At 67.8% G+C, this 20,201-nt stretch carries 15 protein-coding genes; 8 read left to right on the forward strand and 7 right to left on the reverse strand.

The annotated features are described in order from the left end of the window. Positions 1-34: 34 nt before the first annotated feature. The gene (locus tag RTX79_RS04235; RefSeq protein ID WP_312682054.1) at positions 35-1,627 is read right to left on the reverse strand and encodes a calcineurin-like phosphoesterase family protein; all 1,593 of its coding nucleotides are present in this window, start codon (positions 1,625-1,627) and stop codon (positions 35-37) included. A 108-nt stretch (positions 1,628-1,735) separates the two neighbouring features. Beyond that, positions 1,736-4,579, reverse strand: coding sequence for a TonB-dependent receptor (locus RTX79_RS04240; RefSeq protein WP_312682056.1), 2,844 nt, complete (start codon positions 4,577-4,579; stop codon positions 1,736-1,738). A 158-nt stretch (positions 4,580-4,737) separates the two neighbouring features. Here RTX79_RS04240 and RTX79_RS04245 point away from each other — a divergent pair, with 158 nt between their 5' ends. After that, positions 4,738-5,520 carry a DeoR/GlpR family DNA-binding transcription regulator gene (locus RTX79_RS04245; protein ID WP_057508909.1) on the forward strand — a complete coding sequence of 261 codons (783 nt, stop codon included), beginning with the start codon at positions 4,738-4,740 and terminating at the stop codon, positions 5,518-5,520. A 105-nt stretch (positions 5,521-5,625) separates the two neighbouring features. Here the strand turns inward: RTX79_RS04245 and RTX79_RS04250 are convergent, their stop codons facing one another. Continuing rightward, positions 5,626-6,711, reverse strand: coding sequence for an amidohydrolase family protein (locus RTX79_RS04250; RefSeq protein ID WP_312682058.1), 1,086 nt, complete (start codon positions 6,709-6,711; stop codon positions 5,626-5,628). A gap of 158 nt (positions 6,712-6,869) precedes the next feature. Between RTX79_RS04250 and RTX79_RS04255 the strand changes: the two genes are divergently transcribed. The 6 genes from RTX79_RS04255 to RTX79_RS04280 all read left to right on the forward strand — a co-directional run bounded on the left by RTX79_RS04255 (position 6,870) and on the right by RTX79_RS04280 (position 14,686). After that, positions 6,870-8,969 (forward strand): glycoside hydrolase family 36 protein, encoded by a 2,100-nt coding sequence (locus RTX79_RS04255; protein WP_312682059.1) that lies wholly within the window; start codon positions 6,870-6,872, stop codon positions 8,967-8,969. Further along, positions 8,966-9,892: a DMT family transporter gene (locus RTX79_RS04260; RefSeq protein WP_312682060.1), complete on the forward strand. Its 927-nt coding sequence runs from the start codon at positions 8,966-8,968 to the stop codon at positions 9,890-9,892. Before RTX79_RS04255 ends, RTX79_RS04260 begins: the two co-directional genes overlap by 4 nt. Before the next feature lie 10 nt (positions 9,893-9,902). Beyond that, positions 9,903-11,192 carry a D-tagatose-bisphosphate aldolase, class II, non-catalytic subunit gene (locus RTX79_RS04265; RefSeq protein WP_057508585.1) on the forward strand — a complete coding sequence of 430 codons (1,290 nt, stop codon included), beginning with the start codon at positions 9,903-9,905 and terminating at the stop codon, positions 11,190-11,192. Beyond that, complete coding sequence (locus RTX79_RS04270; RefSeq protein ID WP_312682063.1) at positions 11,179-12,339, forward strand: SIS domain-containing protein; 1,161 nt, start codon at positions 11,179-11,181, stop codon at positions 12,337-12,339. Before RTX79_RS04265 ends, RTX79_RS04270 begins: the two co-directional genes overlap by 14 nt. Further along, positions 12,336-13,271 (forward strand): N-acetylglucosamine kinase, encoded by a 936-nt coding sequence (locus RTX79_RS04275; protein WP_309685194.1) that lies wholly within the window; start codon positions 12,336-12,338, stop codon positions 13,269-13,271. Before RTX79_RS04270 ends, RTX79_RS04275 begins: the two co-directional genes overlap by 4 nt. Before the next feature lie 266 nt (positions 13,272-13,537). Next, positions 13,538-14,686 (forward strand): aldo/keto reductase, encoded by a 1,149-nt coding sequence (locus RTX79_RS04280; RefSeq protein ID WP_312682065.1) that lies wholly within the window; start codon positions 13,538-13,540, stop codon positions 14,684-14,686. Positions 14,687-14,698: 12 nt separating this feature from the next. On the opposite strand, the gene RTX79_RS04285 is transcribed toward RTX79_RS04280, so the two are convergent. Next, the gene (locus RTX79_RS04285) at positions 14,699-15,433 is read right to left on the reverse strand and encodes an SDR family oxidoreductase (protein ID WP_312682067.1); all 735 of its coding nucleotides are present in this window, start codon (positions 15,431-15,433) and stop codon (positions 14,699-14,701) included. Between the two features lie 107 nt (positions 15,434-15,540). Between RTX79_RS04285 and RTX79_RS04290 the strand changes: the two genes are divergently transcribed. Continuing rightward, a complete protein-coding gene (locus tag RTX79_RS04290; RefSeq protein ID WP_312682069.1) occupies positions 15,541-16,449 on the forward strand; it encodes a LysR family transcriptional regulator in 909 nt (302 codons plus the stop codon). A 14-nt stretch (positions 16,450-16,463) separates the two neighbouring features. Here RTX79_RS04290 and RTX79_RS04295 read toward each other — a convergent pair whose 3' ends face one another. The 3 genes from RTX79_RS04295 to RTX79_RS04305 form a co-directional block, all read right to left on the reverse strand. After that, positions 16,464-16,859, reverse strand: coding sequence for a DUF3037 domain-containing protein (locus RTX79_RS04295; RefSeq protein WP_057508592.1), 396 nt, complete (start codon positions 16,857-16,859; stop codon positions 16,464-16,466). Further along, a complete protein-coding gene (locus tag RTX79_RS04300; protein ID WP_312682071.1) occupies positions 16,837-17,613 on the reverse strand; it encodes a HipA family kinase in 777 nt (258 codons plus the stop codon). The genes RTX79_RS04295 and RTX79_RS04300 overlap by 23 nt, the downstream gene beginning before the upstream one ends. A gap of 109 nt (positions 17,614-17,722) precedes the next feature. After that, positions 17,723-20,131 carry a PQQ-binding-like beta-propeller repeat protein gene (locus RTX79_RS04305; protein WP_312682073.1) on the reverse strand — a complete coding sequence of 803 codons (2,409 nt, stop codon included), beginning with the start codon at positions 20,129-20,131 and terminating at the stop codon, positions 17,723-17,725. Between the last annotated feature and the right edge of the window lie 70 nt (positions 20,132-20,201).

Here is a 20,201-nt window from a genome sequence, read left to right on the forward strand (position 1 = left end):
CCCGGTAGCGCCGCGCCATGCGCGGCGGAATGCCTCAGGGCTGGGCCGCCTGCAACGCGTAGCGCGTGCTGGCGGTATGGACCGAACCATCCGGCTGGGTCGCGCGCACGTCCACCTTGTGCTCGCCCACGGCCAGGTCGGTGGCCAGCGCGCCGCGCCACAGGTGCGGCGACGGGGTGGCTTCCGGCGAACGGTCATACCCCCGCAGCGCCGGGGCCAGGTCGTCGGCCACGTTCTCCGCCAGCAGCCGCGGATCGCCCTGGCGTACCTGCTTCATCGGCCGCCAGGGGCCGCCGTCGATGCGGAACTCCACGCGCGTGGCCTCCTCGCCCATGTACACGTTGGCGAACACGCCCCACGCCGGGTAGGCGCCCTGGCGCAGCACCTTCGGTGCATGCAGTCCGATCTGCTCGCTGTCCGCTGCACCGGCCACGCGGTACTGCAGGCGGTAGGTCCCGTTGCCGGCCACGTCCAGCAGCGCATAGCCCTTGGGCGTGCCATCACTCATGGTGCTGTCCGGCACGCCATGGCGATCCTTGACCCCGGACCAGAACGCACCGCAGTTGGCGCCGACGTTGTACTCGTGCAGCGGCTTGTCGCCCTGCCAGCCTTCGGCCGCGCCATGGTAGTAGTGCTGCTGGGTATGGCTGTGGCCGCTCAGCACCAGCACGTTGCTGAAGGGCTTGAGCATCTCGAACAGGCGCTGGCGGTCGGCATGGCGGAAGGTTTCGCGACCCGGCGCGGCATCGAACAGCGGGATATGCATCCCGAGCACCAGCAGGCGGTCATGCGGCAGGCCCTTCAGGTACTGCGCCAGGAAAGCGAACTGGTCCTCGCGCAGGCCGCCGACATACGTCGGCCGCGCGGCCGGGTCGTACACCACGTCATCCAGGAACAGGAAGCTGGCCCCGCCCTCTTCGACCGCATAGGTGTCCGGTCCGTACACCGCACGCCAGCTGTCCAACGCGTGCGCGTCGCTGCCGGCATCGAAATCCAGGTCGTGGTTGCCCGGCACGTGGAACCACGGAACGCCGAGCTGGGTGGTCACCCTGTTGATGTCCGGATACAGCGACAGATCGTCATTGACGATGTCGCCCAGCGTGGTGCCCAGGCGCGCTTTGGTCTTTCCCACCAGGGGGCCGACGATGGACTGCTCGTAATAACCGATGTCGCCCCGCGTGGCCGTCTGCGGATCAGTGAACACCAGCATCTGGAAGCCGCGACGGTTATCGTGCTTTTCCGGCGCCAGCGCGAAATCGTAGGCCGTGGCCGGCGTGGTGGTCGGCGCGATCCCGTGATACTTCAACGCCGGGGAACCCTGCGGTGCGTAGTGGCGCCAGAATGCGGGCAATCCATCGGCGCCGGCCGGAATGCGGTAGCCGTCGGGCTTGACGATGAACACCGTATCCCCGGGCTGGACCGGCAGGCGATAGCTGCCGTCGGCACTGGTGCGCACGATGCTGCGGCCGTTGGACACCTGCACCCCGCCCATGCCGGGATCGGTGGGCCCGCGACCGGGCTTGCCGTCACGTTCCTGGTAGACCCGTCCGCTGACGGTGACCGCGTCGGCCCATGCGGGGGCGCTGGTGAGAAGCAGGCACAACAGCCCTGCGGCATGCAGTTTCATGATCGGGGGCCCCGTGGCAAAGACGGGATAGTGTAATGGCCGATGATGACCATCTGGCCAGCGCCGGGCCGCACACGTGCCGGCCAGCAGGCCGGCACGTGTGATGCATCAGAAGCGTGCGCTGAAGCCGAGCGTGAACGAACGGCCGTAGCGGTAATAGCCCTGCGACAGCAGCGGGTTGCCGTTGATGCTGTAGGTCTGCGCTTCGTCCAGCAGGTTCTGGCCCTGCAGGCTGACGCTGAACATGTCGTTGATCTCGTAGGAGATGCTGGCGGTGAGCCAGGTGATCTCATCGGCCTGTTCGTTGTAGCCGGCACCGAGCACATTGGTGGCGGTCACGAAACCATCGCTGTAGTCGGCGGTGGTGCTGATCGACCACGGGCCCTTTTCATACATCAGGCCCAGCGAATAGACCGACGGGGCGATGCCTTCCAGCGGGCGTTCTTCGCCCTCCACGAAGCTCTTGGACCAGTTGCGGGTGTACTGGGCGCGGAAGCCCAGTCCGTTCTCCCAGAAGTGCTGCAGGCCGGCTTCCAGGCCGTGCACCTTGGCGTAGTCGCCGTTGATCGGGCGCATCACGTTGAACAGGTAACCCGGCACGCCGATGTCCTGTCCCGGCTCCCAGCTGGTGGTGATCTGGTTGGAGATGCGCTTGTAGAACACCGCCATGTTGGCGATCGACTGGTCGGCGAAGTACCACTCCAGCGACACGTCGCCCTGCTTGGCGGTATACGGCTTGAGGTCGACGTTGCCACCGTAGATCTGGGTGAACTCACCCCAGGACACGCTGGCGGTGGTGTTGGTCGGGGCCAGCTTGTCCACCGGCGGGCGCGCCATGGTCTTGGCCGCGCCCAGCCGCAGCAGCAGCTCATCGGTGAAGCGCCAGGTGAAGTTGCCCGAGGGCAGGATGTAGCGGTAGCTGCCGTCCTGCTGCACCTGGGTCGGATCGGCATAGCGTGCGGTGTAGTTGAAGGCGCCGTTCTCGGTGATGCTGATGATCTTGGCATCCCAGGCTTCGGCGCGCGTCTGGGTGCTGACCACGCGCACGCCCACGTCCGCGCTCCAGCGATCGCCGGACAGGTCGGCCTGCACGTAGAACGCGTTGGTTTTCTCCTCCACCCGGTAGCTTTCCAGCGGATTCCACTGCGGGGCGGCGTTGGCGAAATCGTAGACCGTGCCATCCGGGCGCGGGTTGCCGTTGTAGGCCTCCAGGCTGCGCAGGTAATTCGGCACGTCAAAGCCCAGGAAGCTGCGCGGGAAACGGGAGCCGACCTTGTTCATGAAGTTCGGCAGCGACAGGGTGCGATCGAGCACGCCACCGCCGAGGTCGGCGACGTTGATCGCGTTGTCCACCGAGTAGTAGTCCGCACCGCCGTTGAGGGTGTTGTTGACCAGGTCGCGGCGCTTGCTGCGTTCGGTGCGGGTCATGCCGAAGTTCAGGCTGTCGATGCCCCACTCGCCCACGTACAGCTTGCCTGCGACGGTACCGCCGGTGATTTCATCCTTGATGTTGTCGCCGCGCAGTTCCATGTAGTGCGTGTTGAAGTCGCTGTCGTTGAACTGGCCGTTTGCCAGGCCGGCAGACAGGTCGCGACCGTCGTCGAAGGTGGTGGTCACGTTCGGCACCGCGTCGCGGGCCAGGTCGATGCGGGTCACGTTGGGCTGGTTCATGCGCAGCACCACGTAGGTGTCCTGGCCGCCGGACTTGCGCTCGGAGGTGGAGCGGTACACATCGCCGGTCATGGTCAGGCTGTCATTGACCTTCCAGCTGCCGTTGATGCCGAACAGGTCGGTGTCCACCACGCGGTGTTCGGTCTGGTTGAGCAGCTCCGGGTTCATCCGCTGCTCCGGATCCGGGTTGTCCATGGTGAAGCCGGTGACGATGCCGTTCTGCACGTTGATGTCCGACCAGCGGCCCGGCGCGAACAGCGGATAGAACGACTGCTGGTAGGACACCTGCGGCGAATCCAGCCGGGTCTTCAGGCCGTCCACCACGATCCGCACGTCATCGTTGGGCCGCCATTCGAACTTGCCGGAAAACGCCTTGCGCTTCTTGTCTTCCTGCACCGTACCGACCCGGAACTGGCCCGGTGCGATCAGCCCGTATTCTTCAGGGTCCAGTTCGCCGTTGCCGTTGGGATCGATGTTGCCGCCCCAGGCATTGCCGCCCCAGCTGGCGTCGTTCGGGTCCGGGTTGCGGGTCCAGCCGCCATCGTTGCCGGCGATATCGGTACGGTCCTTGCGCTCGGCGTACACCGCGCCGATCAGCAGGCCCATGGTGTCATCGGCGAAGGTGTTGCTGTAGGTCGCGGAGAACTTGCGGCCGTTCAACTCGGACATCTGGTTGTGGTCGCCCTCGGCACGCACGATGGCGTGCTGGCCCTTGTTGTCGAACGGGCTGGCCGAACGCAGGTTGATCAGGCCGCCGATCGCGCCTTCGGTCAACGCGGCCTGGGCCCCCTTGACCACGTCGGCACCGCTGATCACATCGGAAGGCAGCACGTCGTAGGCGAAATCGCGACCGGCGCCATCGGTGGCCAGGATGCGGTTGTTGAACGTGGTCAGGGTGTACTCCGGACCCAGCCCGCGCACGCTGACTTTCTGGCCTTCGCCGCCGGCGGTGCGGGTGATCGACACGCCGGTGATGTGGCTGAGTGAATCGGCCACGTTGTCATCCGGGAACCGGCCCAGCTCCAGCGCGCTGATCGAGTCCTGCACGGTGGACGCATCGCGCTTGAGCTCGGTGGAGCGCGCCAGTGCCGCGCGCACGCCGCTGACCTGGACGGTCTGCAGGTCGATCGGGTCGTCGTCGGCCGCAGCGGCAGCCTGCCCGACCGCGGTGCTGGCGGGGGCGGTTGCGGTGGCCTGCTGCGACCACGCGGTGGCGGGCAGCAGCAGGGCAAGGGCGATTCCATGGTAAAGACAGTGGCGGTGCGGACGGACGGCGTTCACGGGCTCTCTCTCCTGAGGCATGAAGCATAGGACGGCGGGCTGTGGGGGCCTGGCTGGTGAAGCAACGAAACCGAGCGTATATGATGTTTCGTTTTGCATCAATAGCGAAATGTAACGAAAACCGCCATACTCTGGAACGTTTGAAAGGAGCTTTGCGCATGGTCGCCACCCGGGACACCAGCCACCGCCGTCAACAGATCAGTGAACTGGTCCGCCAGCACGGCAGCGTGCAGGTGTCTTCGCTCGCCCAGCAGTTCGGGGTGAGCCTGCAGACCGTGCGCAAGGACCTGCGCTATCTCTCCGAGCGCGGGGTCATGGCGCGCGCTTACGGCGGCGGCATCGACAGTGGTGCGGTAGGTCCGGCCCCAGCGGCAGAACCCCATTACGAAGCCAAGCGCACTGCCTACCTGGATGAAAAGCGCCGCATCGGCGTGCGGGCGGCGGCGATGGTGCAGCCGGGCGACACCATCGCCATCGACTCGGGCACCACCTCGATGCAGCTGGCCGAGGCCCTTCCGGACATCGACCTGACGGTGGTCACCAACGATTTCGGCGTGCTGACCGTGCTCAGCCCGAAGACCCGGATCAACCTGGTGATGCTGGGCGGCGAGCTGCGCCGCAAGAACATGGCCTTCTACGGCGGGCTGACGGTGGAGGCGCTGGATGCGCTGCACGTGGACCTGCTGTTCCTGGGCGTGGATGGCTTCGACCTGGAGCGCGGCATCACCACGCACTACGAACCCGAAGCGATGCTCAACCGAAAGATGGTGGAAGCCGCGCGTGCGGTGGTGGCGATCACCGACAGCTCCAAGTTCGGCAAGGTCTGCCTGCACCGGATCATCCCGGTGTCCGGCCTGGACGCGCTGATCACCGACACCGGCGCGCCCGCTGAAGTGGCCGACGCCTGCCGCGCCCTGGGCGTGGACCTGCAGCTGGCCTGACGCCCCCGGGTAGTGACGGCCGCTGGCCGTCTGCCTGCGCTCCGGGTGGGTGACGACCGTTGGTCGTCACGCTTCCCGGAGCTAGCGGAATTTCCGCACCACGGCCTACAGCTTGAACTCGCGCGCTGCGTTGCCGTAATAGACCTTGTCGATCACCTCGCGCGGCAGCGACAACCCTGCCACGTCAGCCTCCAGCACCTCGATCCGCTGGCTCTCCCCGGTCGCCAGATAGCGCCAGTCCGACTGCCATACCGCGTGCGTTTCCGCCTTGAACTGCGCCGGATCCGCGCCGGGCGACTGGGTCAGGTCGGTCCCGTACAGCAGCCGGTCCTGGTAGCGGATGAAGAAATCACGCACCTTCCTGCGATCGGCATTGGACTGGTACTGCACCTGGCTCATGCGCGCAGCCAGGTCCACCGTGGCCTGCGGAAAACGATCCAGGAACGCAGCCAGCACGTCCACGTCGTACTCCAGGCTGGCCATGTGCGCACCCACCACGCGCAGCTGCGGATGGGCGGCGACGAAACGGTCGCGCACCGCCATCAGCTGGGCATGCGAGGGCTGCTCGGGGTGCAGGTACATGTGGTACTGCGGATGCTTTGCGAAGTACTCGCGATCGTTGTTGGTGGTCATCTTGTCCAGCGGCAGCCAGCAGTTGTACGGCTCGCCCTGGTGCGCGATCAGCGGCACCCCCAGCGCGCGCACGTGTTCGGCCACCGCGGACAGGCCGGGATCATCCAGCATGATCGCCCTGCCCTGCGCATCCTTTTCCACCATGCCGATGTTCTTCCACACCTTCACCGCACGCGCGCCGTCTGCCACGTCACGATCCAGCGCCGCAGTGACCTGGCCGGGCCAGCCTTCGCTGCCATAGCCCTTCATCGAGAACGTGGTGGCCCAGTAGAAGCGCCCGGGATCCTGCTGCGCCTGGGCCAGCGCGATCGCGTGCTGGTCCTGCAGGCTGGGGAAATCGGGGTAATCCACGTTGATGGAGAGCAGCCCGAAGTTGTCCGCGCGCGCCTGCTGCAGCAGCGCGGTGTCGCGGTCGTTGGCATGCACATGCGCGTCGAATTTACGCACCGTGGCGAAGTCCGCCATGGCATAGGAGGGCTCAGCCGGCGCTGCTGCCGTTGTCGCATCCGGCGGTTGCAGAGGCGTCTTTTCCGGCGTGCAGGCTGTCAGGATGACCATTCCCATCACAGCACTTCCGGCCCAGCTACGCAGGTTCCACCGCATGACGCCCTCGCTGTTAGATAACGAAACTTAATAGAACCATATCGCAACAAAACGCTTGCATCAATCCAGAGCGCATGCGCAGAATGCTAGCCATCTCCACCGGGTTGACGCTTATGCCACCGATCGGACGCCGTACCGCCCTGAAGCTGATTGCCGGAAGCGTGGCAGGCAGCATGGCCTGGAGTGCAGCCCCTTGGGTGCGCGCGGCCACTGCTGCACCCGCACCCGATGGCCGCGCAGGCGATGCCGTGCTCTCCATCGCCTTCGACAAGCGCATGCATACGCGCGTATGGCGCCACGGCAAGCCGCTCACCGGTTGGCAGCCCAGCGAAGCCCTGCTGCTGGCCAGCGGTGATGTCACCGACTTTGCGCTGGTCGAGCAGACCGCGCATGTGCTGGATGACCCCCGCCATGGGGCCGGCCGGCAGGTGGTGTTCACCGGTCGCTCGCGCGCGGCGGGCGTGGAAAAACAGGTCGCCATCAGCAGCTTCGACGCCCAGCCCGGACTGGCCCTGCTGCAGGTGCGTTACCGCAACCTCGGCGATGCGCCGCTCGAAGTGACCGGCTGGCGCAGCAGCGCGTACCAACTGGACGACGCGCCCGGTGGCTTCTGGAGCTTCTCCGGCGCCACCCACACGGATCGCCGAGACTGGGTGCAGCCACTGGCGCCGGACTTCGACCAGCGCAACACGCTGGCGATGGATTCATCCGATTATGGTGGTGGCACGCCGGTCGCCAATATCTGGCGTCGTGACGGCGGCCTGGCGGTAGGCCATGTCGAGCCAGTGCCGCGTCCGCTGGACATGCCGGTCAAGCGCACTGCAGAAGGCGCGGCCATCGCCATTGAATCGGCCACGGCGCAGACCCTCGCGCCGGGACAGGAACTGGTCACCGAACGCACCCTGCTGGCCGTGCATGAAGGCGATTTCTACGCGCCGCTGCAGCAGTACCAGGTGTTCATGCGCGGCGAAGGCATCGAAGGCCCGCGCCCGCCGGATTCGGCGTTCGCTCCCATCTGGTGCGCGTGGGGCTATGAACGTGATTTCCGCGTCGAGCAGATCTACGCCACCCTGCCCAAGGCCAAGGAACTGGGGTTTGAATGGGCCGTGCTGGACGATGGCTGGCAGACCAACGAAGGCGACTGGAAGATCGACCTGCGCAAATTCCCGCGCGGCGATGCGGACATGCGCGCGTTCACCGCCGAAGTCCGCCGGCACGGCATGCGCCCCCGCCTGTGGCTGGCACCGCTCGCAGCCGACCCCGGCAGCGACGTGCTGCACGACCACGTGGACATGCTGCTGCTGGACAAGGAAGGCGCCTTCCAGACCGTGACCTGGTGGAACGCGCTGACCCAGTGTCCGGCCTACCAGCCGACCATCGATTTCTACGTCGACCTGGTCAGGAAGGCGATCGGCGACTGGGGATTTGAGGGCATCAAACTGGATGGCCAGCACCTCAACGCCGTGGCGCCCTGCCACAACCCGGCGCACAAGCACGCTAGCCCGGACGACTCGGTCACCGGCCTGGCCACGTTCTGGAACGCGATCTACCGCGCCGCCCATGACGCCAATCCCGAGGCGGTGGTGGAGCTGTGCCCGTGCGGCACCGCCTTCGCCTTCCACAACCTGCCGGCCACCGACCAGTTCCCGTCGTCGGACCCGTTGTCATCGTGGCAGGTACGCAGCAAGGGCAAGTCGATCAAGGCGCTGATCGGCGAGCGCAGCAGCTACGCCGGCGACCACGTGGAGCTGTCCGACAACCGCGATGACTTCGCTTCGAGCGTGGGCATCGGCGCGGTGATTTCCAGCAAGTTCACCTGGCCCAAGGATACCGATCGTCCTTCGGTACCGCTGCCTCCTGGCGGCTTCGTGCTGACCGACGAACGCGAAGCCCTGTGGCGCCGCTGGGTAGGCCTGTACAACACGCACATGCTGCCCAAGGGCGAGTATCTCGGCACCCTGTATGACATCGGCTTCGACAAGCCCGAAGCCCATGCCATCCGCAAGGACGGCGCGCAGTACTACACCTTCTATGCCCCGCGCTGGGACGGCAAGGTGGAGCTGCGCGGCCTGCCCGCCGGCCGCTGGCAGGTCCGCGACCTGTTCAACGAAACCGATCTGGGCGTGGTGAATGGCGGCGCGGTCGCCAGCCTGCCCGCCCGCTTCGAACGCTTCCTGTTCCTGCAGGCCACCCGCGCCGGGAGCGCGGCATGAGCGCCGACGCGGTGTCCGTGCCGGTGGCACCGCGGCGGCGCCCATGGCTCGGCTATGCGCTGGCTACCGTCGCGTTGTGGGGCGTTTGGGGCGCGCTGTCACCACTGTCGGCCGCGCATGGCTTCCCGGACACGCTGGTGTACTGCGTCTGGGCGCTGACCATGCTGCCGCCGGCGCTGTACATCCTGTGGCGCGGCGGCTGGCAGCTGGAGCGTTCGCCACGTGCGATCGGCTATGGGCTGATCATCGGCCTGCTCGGCGCGGGCGGCCAGATGCTGCTGTTCCACACCCTGACCATCGGCCCGGCCTACTTCGTGTTCCCGGTGATCTCACTGTCGCCGGTGGTCACCATCGCCCTGTCCTTCCTGCTGCTGCGCGAACGCACCGGCTGGCAGGGCACGCTGGGCATCGTACTGGCGCTGGTCGCGCTGCCGCTGCTGGACTTCTCCTTCGGCAGCGGTGACGCCGGCCTGGGCTGGTTCCTGCAGTCGCTGCTGATCATGCTGGCCTGGGGCCTGCAGGCCTACTTCATGAAGCTGGCCAACGACAGCGTGCGGGCCGAAAGCATCTTCGCCTACATGACCGTCGGGGCCTTGCTGCTGGCGCCGGTCGCGCTGGCGATGACCGACTTCAGCCAGCCGATCAACTGGGGACTGGATGGCCCATGGATGACCGCCGGCATCCAGATCCTCAACGCGGTCGGCGCACTGACCCTGGTGTATGCGTTCCGCCACGGCAAGGCGATGGTGGTGGCACCGCTGAGCAATGCCGGCGCGCCGCTGGTCACCGCCGTACTGTCGCTGCTGTTCGCCAGCGTGGTGCCCGGTCCGCTGAAGACCGTCGGCCTGGTGCTGGCGCTGGTCGCCTCGCTGCTGCTGGTGCTGGAACCCGAGCGCGAACCCGCGCACCGCCCCCTTTCCTGAAGGACTCCCCATGCACGCACTGCTCGACCTGGTCGCGCGGCATCGGCAGGGCCACGCCATTGGCGTGACCTCGATCTGCTCGGCCCATCCCCTCGTCATCGAAGCCAGCCTGCGCCACGCGCAGCGCAGCGGGCAGGCGCTGCTGCTGTTCGAAGCGACCTGCAACCAGGTCAACCAGGACGGTGGTTACACCGGGATGCGCCCGGCTGACTTCGTGCGCTTCGTGCACGGCATCGCCGCGCGGGTGGGTTTCGATACCGGGCGGATCCTGCTTGGCGGCGACCACCTGGGCCCGAATCCGTGGACGTCACTGGATGCCGCCGCGGCGATGGACAAGGCCGAGGTGATGGTCGGCGCGTACGTGGCAGCCGGCTTCCGCAAGATCCACCTCGACTGTTCAATGGCCTGCAAGGGCGATCCGGAACCGTTGCCGGAAGCGGAGATCGTCCGCCGCGCCGTGCGCCTGTGCCGCGCCGCCGAAGCCGCATGGGCCAGCGCAGGCGGGGAGGCGCCGGTGTATGTGATCGGCACCGAGGTGCCGGTTCCGGGCGGTGCGACCGAAGCCATCGAAGGCCTCGCCCTGACCACCCCGGCAGCGGCGCTGACCACCATCGAGGCGCACCGCGTGGCCTTCGCCGAAGCCGGCCTGGACGCTGCCTGGCAGCGCGTGCTGGCCTCGGTCGTGCAGCCGGGCGTGGAGTTCGACCACCACGATGTCATCGACTATGACAGCGACAAGGCGCAGCCGCTCAGCCAGGCGGTCACCGGCGTGCCGCAGCTGGTGTTCGAAGCGCATTCGACCGACTACCAGACGCGCGACGCGCTGGCGGCGCTGGTGCGCGACCACTTCGCCATCCTCAAGGTCGGCCCGGGCCTGACCTTCGCCCTGCGCGAAGCGTTGTGGGCCCTGGATGCGATCGAAGCGGAGTGGATCGACGACGACCGCCGCGCGCGCCTGCGCGAGGTGACCCTGCGCCGCATGCAGGAGTCGCCGGGCTATTGGCAACGCTATTACCACGGCACCGGGCGGGCGCTGACCACCGACCTGCAGTACAGCCTGAGCGACCGCATCCGCTACTACTGGCCGGACCCTGCCATCGAAGCCGCGCGCGCCCGGTTGTTCGACAACCTGCGCGCCGATCCACCGCCGCTGCCGCTCGTCAGCCAATACCTTCCCCATGCCCTGCACGCAGTGCGCAACGGGACTGCCACGTTCGACCCGCAGTCCCTGGCCATGGCCCACATCAGCGCTGTCCTCGATGACTATCACCATGCATGCCAAGACCATGACCTCTCCTGACGTCCTCGGATTCCCCGAACCCCTGCTGGAGGCGAAGGGCGCGCTGTGGACGGCGCGCGAGATCGCCCAGCAGCCGGCCATGCTGCAGGCGACCCATGCGCTGGTGGCGTCGCTGGCCGAGCAGCTGCGCGCGTTCGTCGCGCCGCTGGTGGATGATCCCGATGCACGGGTGATCCTGACCGGCGCCGGCACGTCGGCCTATATCGGCCAATGCCTGGCACCGCTGCTGGACCGCCAGCTCGCCGCCCGCGTGGACGCGGTCCCCACCACCGACATCGTGTGTGCGCCGCAGCTTTACCTGGATCCGGGCCAGCCGCTGCTGCTGGTGTCCTTCGGGCGCTCCGGCAACAGCCCGGAAAGCCTGGCCGCGGTCGAACTGGCCGAAGCGCTGGTGGGCGACATCCGCCACCTGGTGGTGACCTGCAACCCGGCCGGTGCGCTGGCACGGATCCCGGTCGCGCAGGCGATGACCCTGCTGCTGCCCGAGCAGACCCACGACACCAGCTTTGCGATGACCTCCAGCTTCAGCTGCATGATGTACGCAACGCTCGCCGCACTGTCGCCTGCAGCGGCACTGGACGCCCGCATCGTGCCGATCGCGCGTGCGACCGAAGCGGTGATCGACGGTGCCCTGCCCCTGCTGCGCACCCTGGCCGCGGCGCGGAACGAACGGGTGGTGTACCTCGGCAGCGGGCTGTTGCAGGGACTGGCGCGCGAAGCCTCGCTGAAGCTGGGCGAGCTGACCAATGGCGCGGTGGTGACCTGCTTCGATTCGCCGCTGGGCTTCCGCCACGGGCCGAAGACCTTCGTCACCGACGACACGCTGGTGATCGTGTTCGTCTCCAACGATCCGTATACCCGCCGCTACGACCATGACCTGATCGACGAACTGCGCCGCGATGGCTGTGCGGCGCGGGTGGTCGAAATCAGCGCCCAGCCACGCGCCGGCGCGCTGGATGACACCTTGGCCGTGCCCGGACTGGAACGCGCCGAAGACGTGGACCTGCTGTGGCCGTACGTGGCCGCCGCACAGATCTACGCATTGCTGCATTCACTGGAGCGCGGGGTGACCCCGGACAATCCGAACCCGGCCGGCATCGTCAACCGCGTGGTACAGGGCGTGCAGCTGTACGCGCTGGACGCATGACCGCCGCGCTCTACCTGGGCGTGGACGGCGGTGGCACCAAGACCCGGTTCGCGCTGATCGATGCCCAGGCCGGACTGCTTGCCGAAGCGCAGCTGGGCACCACCTACCATCCCCAGGTCGGACTGGACGGGGTGCGCGAGATTCTGCGTGCAGGCATCGACACGGTGCTGGCGCAGGTGCAGGCGAGCGCGAGCGACATCCGCCAGGCCTTCTTCGGCCTGCCCGCGTACGGCGAAGACAGCCGCGCCACCGCCCTGCTGCAGGCGATTCCCGGGCAGGTACTGGGGCACGCGCGCTATGCCTGCGACAACGACATGGTGTGCGGCTGGGCCGGTTCGCTGGCCTGCGCCGATGGCATCAACATCATCGCCGGTACCGGTTCGATGGGCTACGGCCGACGCGGTGATGCGTCGGCGCGTGCGGGTGGCTGGGGCGAGGCGTTTTCCGATGAAGGGTCGGCGTACTGGATTGCCGTGCAGGGCTTGAACGCGTTCTCGCGGATGAGCGATGGACGGCTGCCGCGCGGTCCACTGCACGCGATCCTGCGCGAACACTTCACGCTGGGCGAGCACGACCTGGACATCTGCGCGCATGTGTATGGCGAAGGCCATGGCTCGCGCGGCGAACTGGCCCAGCTGTCTCCGCTGGTATCGCAGGCCGCGTTGGCAGGCGATACGGTGGCGGCGTCGATCTTCGAGCGTGCGGGGCAGGAACTGGCGGCCATCGGCGAGGCCTTGCGGGTCACGCTGGGCTTCCAGCCCGGTGAGCCGGTGCCGCTGTCATGGTCCGGCGGGGCATTCAGCGCAGGCGACGCGTTGATGCGCCCCTTCGCCGCCGCGCTGCACGCGGCGAGCCCGGACTTCGTGCTGCGCGCGCCCCTGCATGCGCCGCATTACGGCGCCGCGTTGTACGCGCGCCTGCTGGCGCGCTGACGCCGCAGACGAAAACCGGTCGTGCCGAGCCATGCCCGGCGAGCGCGGCGGAAGGCAACAGCGTGACGACCAACGGTCGTCACCTACCAACGGTTGGGCATCACCCACCAACGGCTGGGCATCACCCGTAAACGGCCTGAGCTGACGGCCAGCGGCCGTCACTACCCATCGCTGTGCGATCCCATTCCCACTGCGTTGACACGACCCCACGTTATGGTCGAACGGCTTGCGAGCGCCCTGAACGCCTTCCCCCACAGGAGACACCAGTGAACTCACGTCGTCAGTTTCTTTCCCTCGCCGCGGCCAGCGCCGCGATGATGGCCGCTTCCCCGCTGTTCGCCCAGTCGCCCGCACCGGGCAGCGTGCTGCCGACCCGCGGCACGCCGCGCACCGGCAAAAAACCGGCTACCCAGGCACCGCCCAAGGGCAGCCGCTACCGTCCGCCGACGCGGCTGGGACTGGGCGGCGCACCGCTCGGCGGCAGTCTGGCACCGACCACCCGCGAAGCGGCCGATGCCACCATGGCCGCAGCGTGGGCGGCAGGCGTGCGGCTGTTCGACACCTCACCCTGGTACGGGCTGGGCCTCAGCGAACGTCGGATGGGCCACGAACTGCACACTCATCCGGCCGATGCCTACACGCTGAGCACGAAGGTGGGTCGCCTGCTGACCGGTACCGCCGGTCCGCTGCAGAAAACCAATTGGCACGACCCCGCGCCGTTCCGCTATCGCTACGACTATTCCGCCGACGGGGCGCGGCGCTCGGTCGAAGACAGCCTGAACCGGCTGGGTGTCTCGCAGCTGGACATCGTCTACATCCACGACCTGTCCCCGGAAAACGAAAAAGACCTCGGCATGCCATGGGAGCAGCGTTTTGCCGAAGCCCTGCGTGGTGCCATGCCCGAACTGACCAGGATGCGTGAAGAAGGCCTGATCAAGGGCTGGGGATTTGGCGTGAACCGGCCGCAGCCGGCGCTGCGTGCAGTGGCCGAAGCCGATCCGGACATCATGCTGCTGGCCTGCCAGTACTCGCTGCTGGATCACGAAACCACCCTGCACGACACCTTCCCCAAGCTGGCGGGAAAAGGCGTCTCGGTGATGGTCGGCTCGCCGCTGCTGGCCGGTTACCTCACCGGCCGCGAGCGCTATCTGTATGGCAGTCCGATCCCGGAATGGGCGCCGGCCAAACGGGCGAAGATCGCCGAAGTCTGCCAGCGCCATGGCATCGATATCCGCACCGCCGCACTGCAGTTCGCCGATGCCCCGGACGTGGTGTCGTCGATCATCCCCGGCGCGCGTACACCAGAGCAGGTACGCGCCAACGTGGAGTCGATGGCCATCGCGATACCGGCCGACTTCTGGGCCGAACTGAAGCAGCTCAAGCTGATCGCGGCGGACGCCCCGGTACCGGCCTGAGCGGCGCTTCGTTCAGTGCGGGCTGGCCGTGGGCCGGATGACGATCTCGCTGGTGTCCACCTCGGCCGGCTGCGCGATGGCGAACGCAATCGCACGCGCCACCGCCTCCGCTGGAATGGCGGTGGCGCGGAAGCTGCGCATCGCTTCGCGCCCCTGCGTATCGGAAATGCTCTCGGCCAGTTCGGAGGTCGTGACGCCCGGGCTGATGGTGGTCACGCGGATCGATGGACTCTCCTGGCGCAGGCCCTCGGAGATCGCCCATACCGCGTACTTGGTGGCGCAGTAGACCGCCGCGGTAGGTGACACTGCATGCGCGCCGATCGAGGCGAGGTTGATCACCTGACCGTGGCCCTGCGCCTGCATCTGCGGCAGCACCGCGGCGATACCGTGCAGCACGCCACGGATATTGACGTCGATCATCCGGTCCCACTCGTCTACTTTCAACGCGGCCAGCGGCGACAGCGGCATCACGCCAGCATTGTTGATGATCACGTCGACCCGTCCGTACGCGGCCACGGTGCGGTCGATGAAGTCCTGGACCTGGTCGCGCACGCGGACATCCAGCGCGTGCGCGACGGCAGCGCCGCCGTCGGCCTGGATGTCGGCAACCAGCTGCTGCAGGCGGTCGATGCGGCGTGCGCCCAGCACCACGGTGGCGCCACTACGCGCGAGCAGGCGTGCGGTGGCTGCGCCGATGCCACTGCTGGCACCGGTGATGACGATGATCTTGTCCTGGATGAGGGTCATGGCAGGCTCCTGGAAGCGGTCTGTTCGAAGGAGCTGCCAGCCTACGAAGGTGCCGCTGTCCGCGGTATTACCCGCCCGCTGGACAGAATGGTTACCATCCCTGACCAATGGACACCGACCTAAACCTGCTGCGTCTGTTCCTGGCCGTGGCCGAAGGCCACAACTTCCGCGTGGCGGCCGATCGCCTGGGGGTGACCCGCTCTGCGGTAAGCCAGGGCATCCGACGCCTGGAAGACAGCCTGGGCATCGCGCTGGTGCAGCGCTCCACCCGCAGCGTGCGCTTGACCGAAGCCGGCGAACAGCTGCACCGCCAGATTGCCGGCCCGCTGCGCGTGGTCAGCGCGGCCATCGAAGACACCGCCAGCGACGGCCAGCCGCACGGCCTGCTGCGGGTCGCGGTGACCTCCATCGCCGAGCGCTTCCTGTCCGGCCCGTTGATCGCCGCCTTCATGCATCAGTACCCGGGCATCACCCTGGATGTCACCGTCACCGATGACGAGTCGGACATCGTGGCGGCCGGCTTCGATGCCGGCGTGCGGCTGGGACAGGTGATAGAACAGGACATGGTGGCGATTCCGCTGACCGGACCGCAGCGCGAAGTGGTGGTGGCCACGCCGGCCTACCTGGCCGAGCACGGCATTCCGGCCCATCCGCGTGAGCTTGCAGCGCACCGCTGCATCGGCTGGCGCCCCTCGCCGGAGGTGGCACCGTATCGCTGGGAATTCGTTGAAGACGGACGCGGGTTCGACGTGACCGTGGCACCGCAGCTGACCACCAATGACATGCTGCTGATGGTGCGCTCCGCGTTGGCCGGCGGCGGCATCACCTTCGGCATGCAGGAAACCTTCGCCCCCTACCTGGAACGGGGCGAACTGGTCACGATGCTGGACGCGTTCCTGCCGCCCTTCCCGGGCTTTTTCCTGTACTTCCCGAACCGGCACAACCAGCCGGCCAAGCTGCGCGCACTGATCGAGCACGTGCGCGCGCACGCTGCCACCGACCCGGCATCACGGTAGCGGTCCGCGTAAGCTCACCCCTGCGGTACGCGAACCATCTTCGTCAGCAGGTGCTCCACCACGCCCGCCGGGTCTGCCGTGCGACCAACATGCGTGCTCGACATCTGCACCACCGAACTGCGCTTGGCGGTGAGGAAATGGAAGCGCGCACGCGCCGGCAACTGTGCGATCGGGCCGGCGCCGGCGTCCCCGCGGCAGATCGCCACGATGGCATCCAGCCAGGGCCGCAATGCGTCCAGGTCCAGACTGGGGGCAAACGCGTGCAGGCGCGCCGGATCGATTTCGATCGCCGCTTCCAGGTGCCTGGCACCCGGGCAGGAAACGATGACCCCGACGTTGATGAACTCTTCGCGCTCGACCCGGGGAACGACCCGGATCACCGCGTAGTCATACGTATGCAGCGTGGGCACGGACGGCCTCCTGGACGAAGGCCGCGCGCACGCGCAGGCGATGGATGAAGTAGTCGACATAGGCCTGACGGTAGGCGGCCGGCGTTTCAAACGCAGCCTCGCCGACCAGCCAGGCGTCCGGCACCAGGCCGACGATGCGTTCGATTTCGTGATCCGGCAGGCGCGCTGCCAGTTCGGCATCGACCTCGGCGATCCGGCTGGCGAACGGCAGCAGCACGTGGTCGCGTATCAGCACGAACGGCTTCTCGCAGGCCTGCCCGGCCGTAGCCCAGTCGTGATGGAAGTACATCGCCGCACCGTGGTCGATCAGGTACAGCCTGCGGTGCCAGACCATCAGGTTGGGGTTGCGCGCGGTACGGTCCACGTTGCTGGTCAGCGCATCGAACCAGACGATGCGCGAGGCCAGCTCCGCATCCACCGGCATCGCGGCCGGGTCGTAGTTGATCGCGCCGGGCAGGTAATCACTGCCCAGGTTGAGGCCTTCGCTGGCGCGGATGAGTTCCTGGATTTCCGGATCAGGCTCGGTACGCGCGAACTCGGCATCCAGTTCGACGAACACGATATCCGGCAGCGGCAGCTGCAGCGTGCGCGCCATTTCCCCGGCGATCAGCTCGGCGATCAGGGCCTTCGGCCCCTGCCCCGCGCCCCGGAACTTGAGCACGACCATGCCGTCATCGTCGGTTTCGACGATGGCCGGCAACGACCCTCCTTCGCGGAGCGGAGTGACATAGCGCAGAGCGTGCACGGTACGCACAGGAATTCCTTCAACAGCGGATCGCAAGATTACCGCGTCACGCAGCGCGCTGCGCATGCACGGCCGTCCTGCCCGGGCCCGGCGCTGTCCGCGTCGAGCAAGCTCGACACTATCGCTCGCTCTTGTCGGGCAATGCGTACGCCAGCAGGTAATCGCCCTTCGGGGTCTGCAGGCGATGGTCGCCGCCGGCCATGACCACCAGGTAGTGGCGACCCTGGTGCGCATAGACCATCGGAGTGGCCTGTCCGCCGGCCGGCAGTTCCGCGCGCCACAGCTCCCTGCCGGTTTCCAGATCGATCGCGCGCAGCAGGTCGTCGGTGGCGGCAGCAATGAACACCAGTCCGCTGGCGGTGATGACGGCCCCGCCTTGGTTGGGCACACCGATTTCAACCGGCAGGCCGGCCCGCAACCCGAAGGGCGCGAGGCCGCGCGCGCGTCCAAACGGACGATCCCACAGGGTCGCGCCGGTGCGCAGATCGATTGCGCGGATACCGCCGTACGGGGGCTGCCTGCAGGGAAGGCGGGTCAGTGGCAGGCGCCAGCCGTCGGCCGGGTTGATCGGATGCAGCGAGGCCAACAGCCCCTCGCCACCGGCAGCGTAATCGGGCATGTCATTGTAGTTGGCCACGATCACCCCGCGCCGGGGGTCGACCGCCACCCCGCCCCAGTCCCAACCGCCGTTGTGGCCTGGATACTGGATGGACGCATGGCCACTGCCCGGCGGCGTGGACGCGCCATCCTGCTGGGCCAGGCGGAACTGGATCCGGCACGCCAGCTGGTCGATGGGCGTGATGCCCCACATGTCGCGCTCGGTGAGCGCCGCCCGACGCAGCGAATGCAACCGCGCGCGCAGGGCGCCGCCCTCTTCCGCGGCAACCAGCGGCGCGCCGCTGCGGCGGTCCAGCACATACAGATCGCCCTGCCGCGTGGGCAGCAGGATCGCCGGCACCTTGCCGGCCGGCGTGGGGTAATCCACCAGCGTGGGCTGCGCACGGAGGTCGTCGTCGGCCCCGTCGTTGCGCACGGGTTGAAAACTCCAGGCCGGGTTGCCGGTGGTCACGTCGATGGCCACCAATGCGTTGGCGTGACGTTGCCGGGCGGCGTCGTGCAGCCCGCTCCCCTGGCCCGGGGCCGCGCTGCCCAGCGGCACGTAGACCAGCCCCAGCGCATCGTCCGCGGTCGGGGTGGTCAACAGGGTCGGCGTGCCACGCGTGTACGCCTGTCCCAGTGGCGGCGCACCCGCGCGATCCGGCTGCTGCATGTCCCAGGCCCAGCGCAGCTTGCCGGTGATGACATCGAAGCCCTGGATCACCCCGGACGCTGCCTCCTGCCGTTGCGCGCTCCGCACCTGGTGCCCGGTCACGATGACGCCGCGCACGATCGCCGGGGGCGCGCCGATCGACACGTCGCCGGCCGCGACCGCGCCCATGCCGACCGTGATGTCGACCTGGCCGTTGTTGCCGAAGCCACGGCACGCCGCACCGCTCGTTGCATCCACCGCGATCAACCGTCCATCCAGGGTGCCTTCGATGATGCGTGCCGCACACGCAGCGCGCGCGGTCCGCGCCGGCAGCGGCAGGCCCGGCAGTGCCGAGGGCAAGGCAAGGTCGGCCGCTACATCGGCCAGCAGCGGATCCAGCGACGGCTCGTCCGGGGTCTCGTAATAAGCCACACCGCGACAGGCCGCGGTGTGCGTGATGGCGGCCTCCCTGACCTTCGGATCGAAGCGCCAGCGTGCAGTGCCGGTCGCTGCATCCAGGGCGATCAACTGGTTGCGCGCACTACACAGGTAAACGCTGTCGCCGATCTTCAACGGCGTGGTCTGCGCGCCCCAGCGCCGCCGCGGCAGGTCGCCGGTGCGGAACACCCAGGCCGGCTGCAGCGTTGCGACATTGTCTGCGGTGATTCCCCGCGACGGACTGAAGCGCGTGCCTGCATTGCTGCGCCCCCATGCCGGCCAGTCACCGTCGGCGGGGCGATCGGCGGCCTGCCGCGGCGTCTCTTCGGTCGGTGCCAGGCCGGCGGCGACCAGCGGCTGCGGGAAACCCGGCCGCGCGCGGGTCACCCCGTGCGGAACGAAGGCGAGGCTGAAAGCCGCAACGAAAAGCAGTGCCAGTGCCACCGCGGTGCTGCGTGCAATGCGCTTTGGCACGGGGCGCTGCAGGGTTGATGAAAGCAACGCGACCAGTACCGCCAGCGCGGTCACCAGCCCCAGCCGCGGCACCCAGCGCCAGTAGCTGCCGCCGGACTCCCACCAGGTCCACGCCACGGTGCCGATGAACACCAGCGCGAACAGCTGCGCGCCGCTGCGCAGGTTGCGCCACAGCAGTGCACCACTGGCCAGCAGGCCCACTCCGGTGATCACGTAATACCAGGAACCGCCGAGCTGCAGCAGCCAGCCGCCGCCTGCTGCCAGCACCGCGCCGAGCGCGATCAGCAGCAGGGCCAGCACGCTGACCAGCGGATGCCGCGCAGGCGCTGGCGCTGTTGCGACTTCGGAATCGGAAGATGCGGACATCGACGGCTCCCAGGCTGACGCGCGTCCCCCCCAGCCGCCTTATCCCATCGTTGACGTGAACGTCATGCGA

Source organism: Stenotrophomonas chelatiphaga, from assembly GCF_032054965.1.
GTDB classification, from domain to species: Bacteria; Pseudomonadota; Gammaproteobacteria; order Xanthomonadales; family Xanthomonadaceae; genus Stenotrophomonas; species Stenotrophomonas chelatiphaga.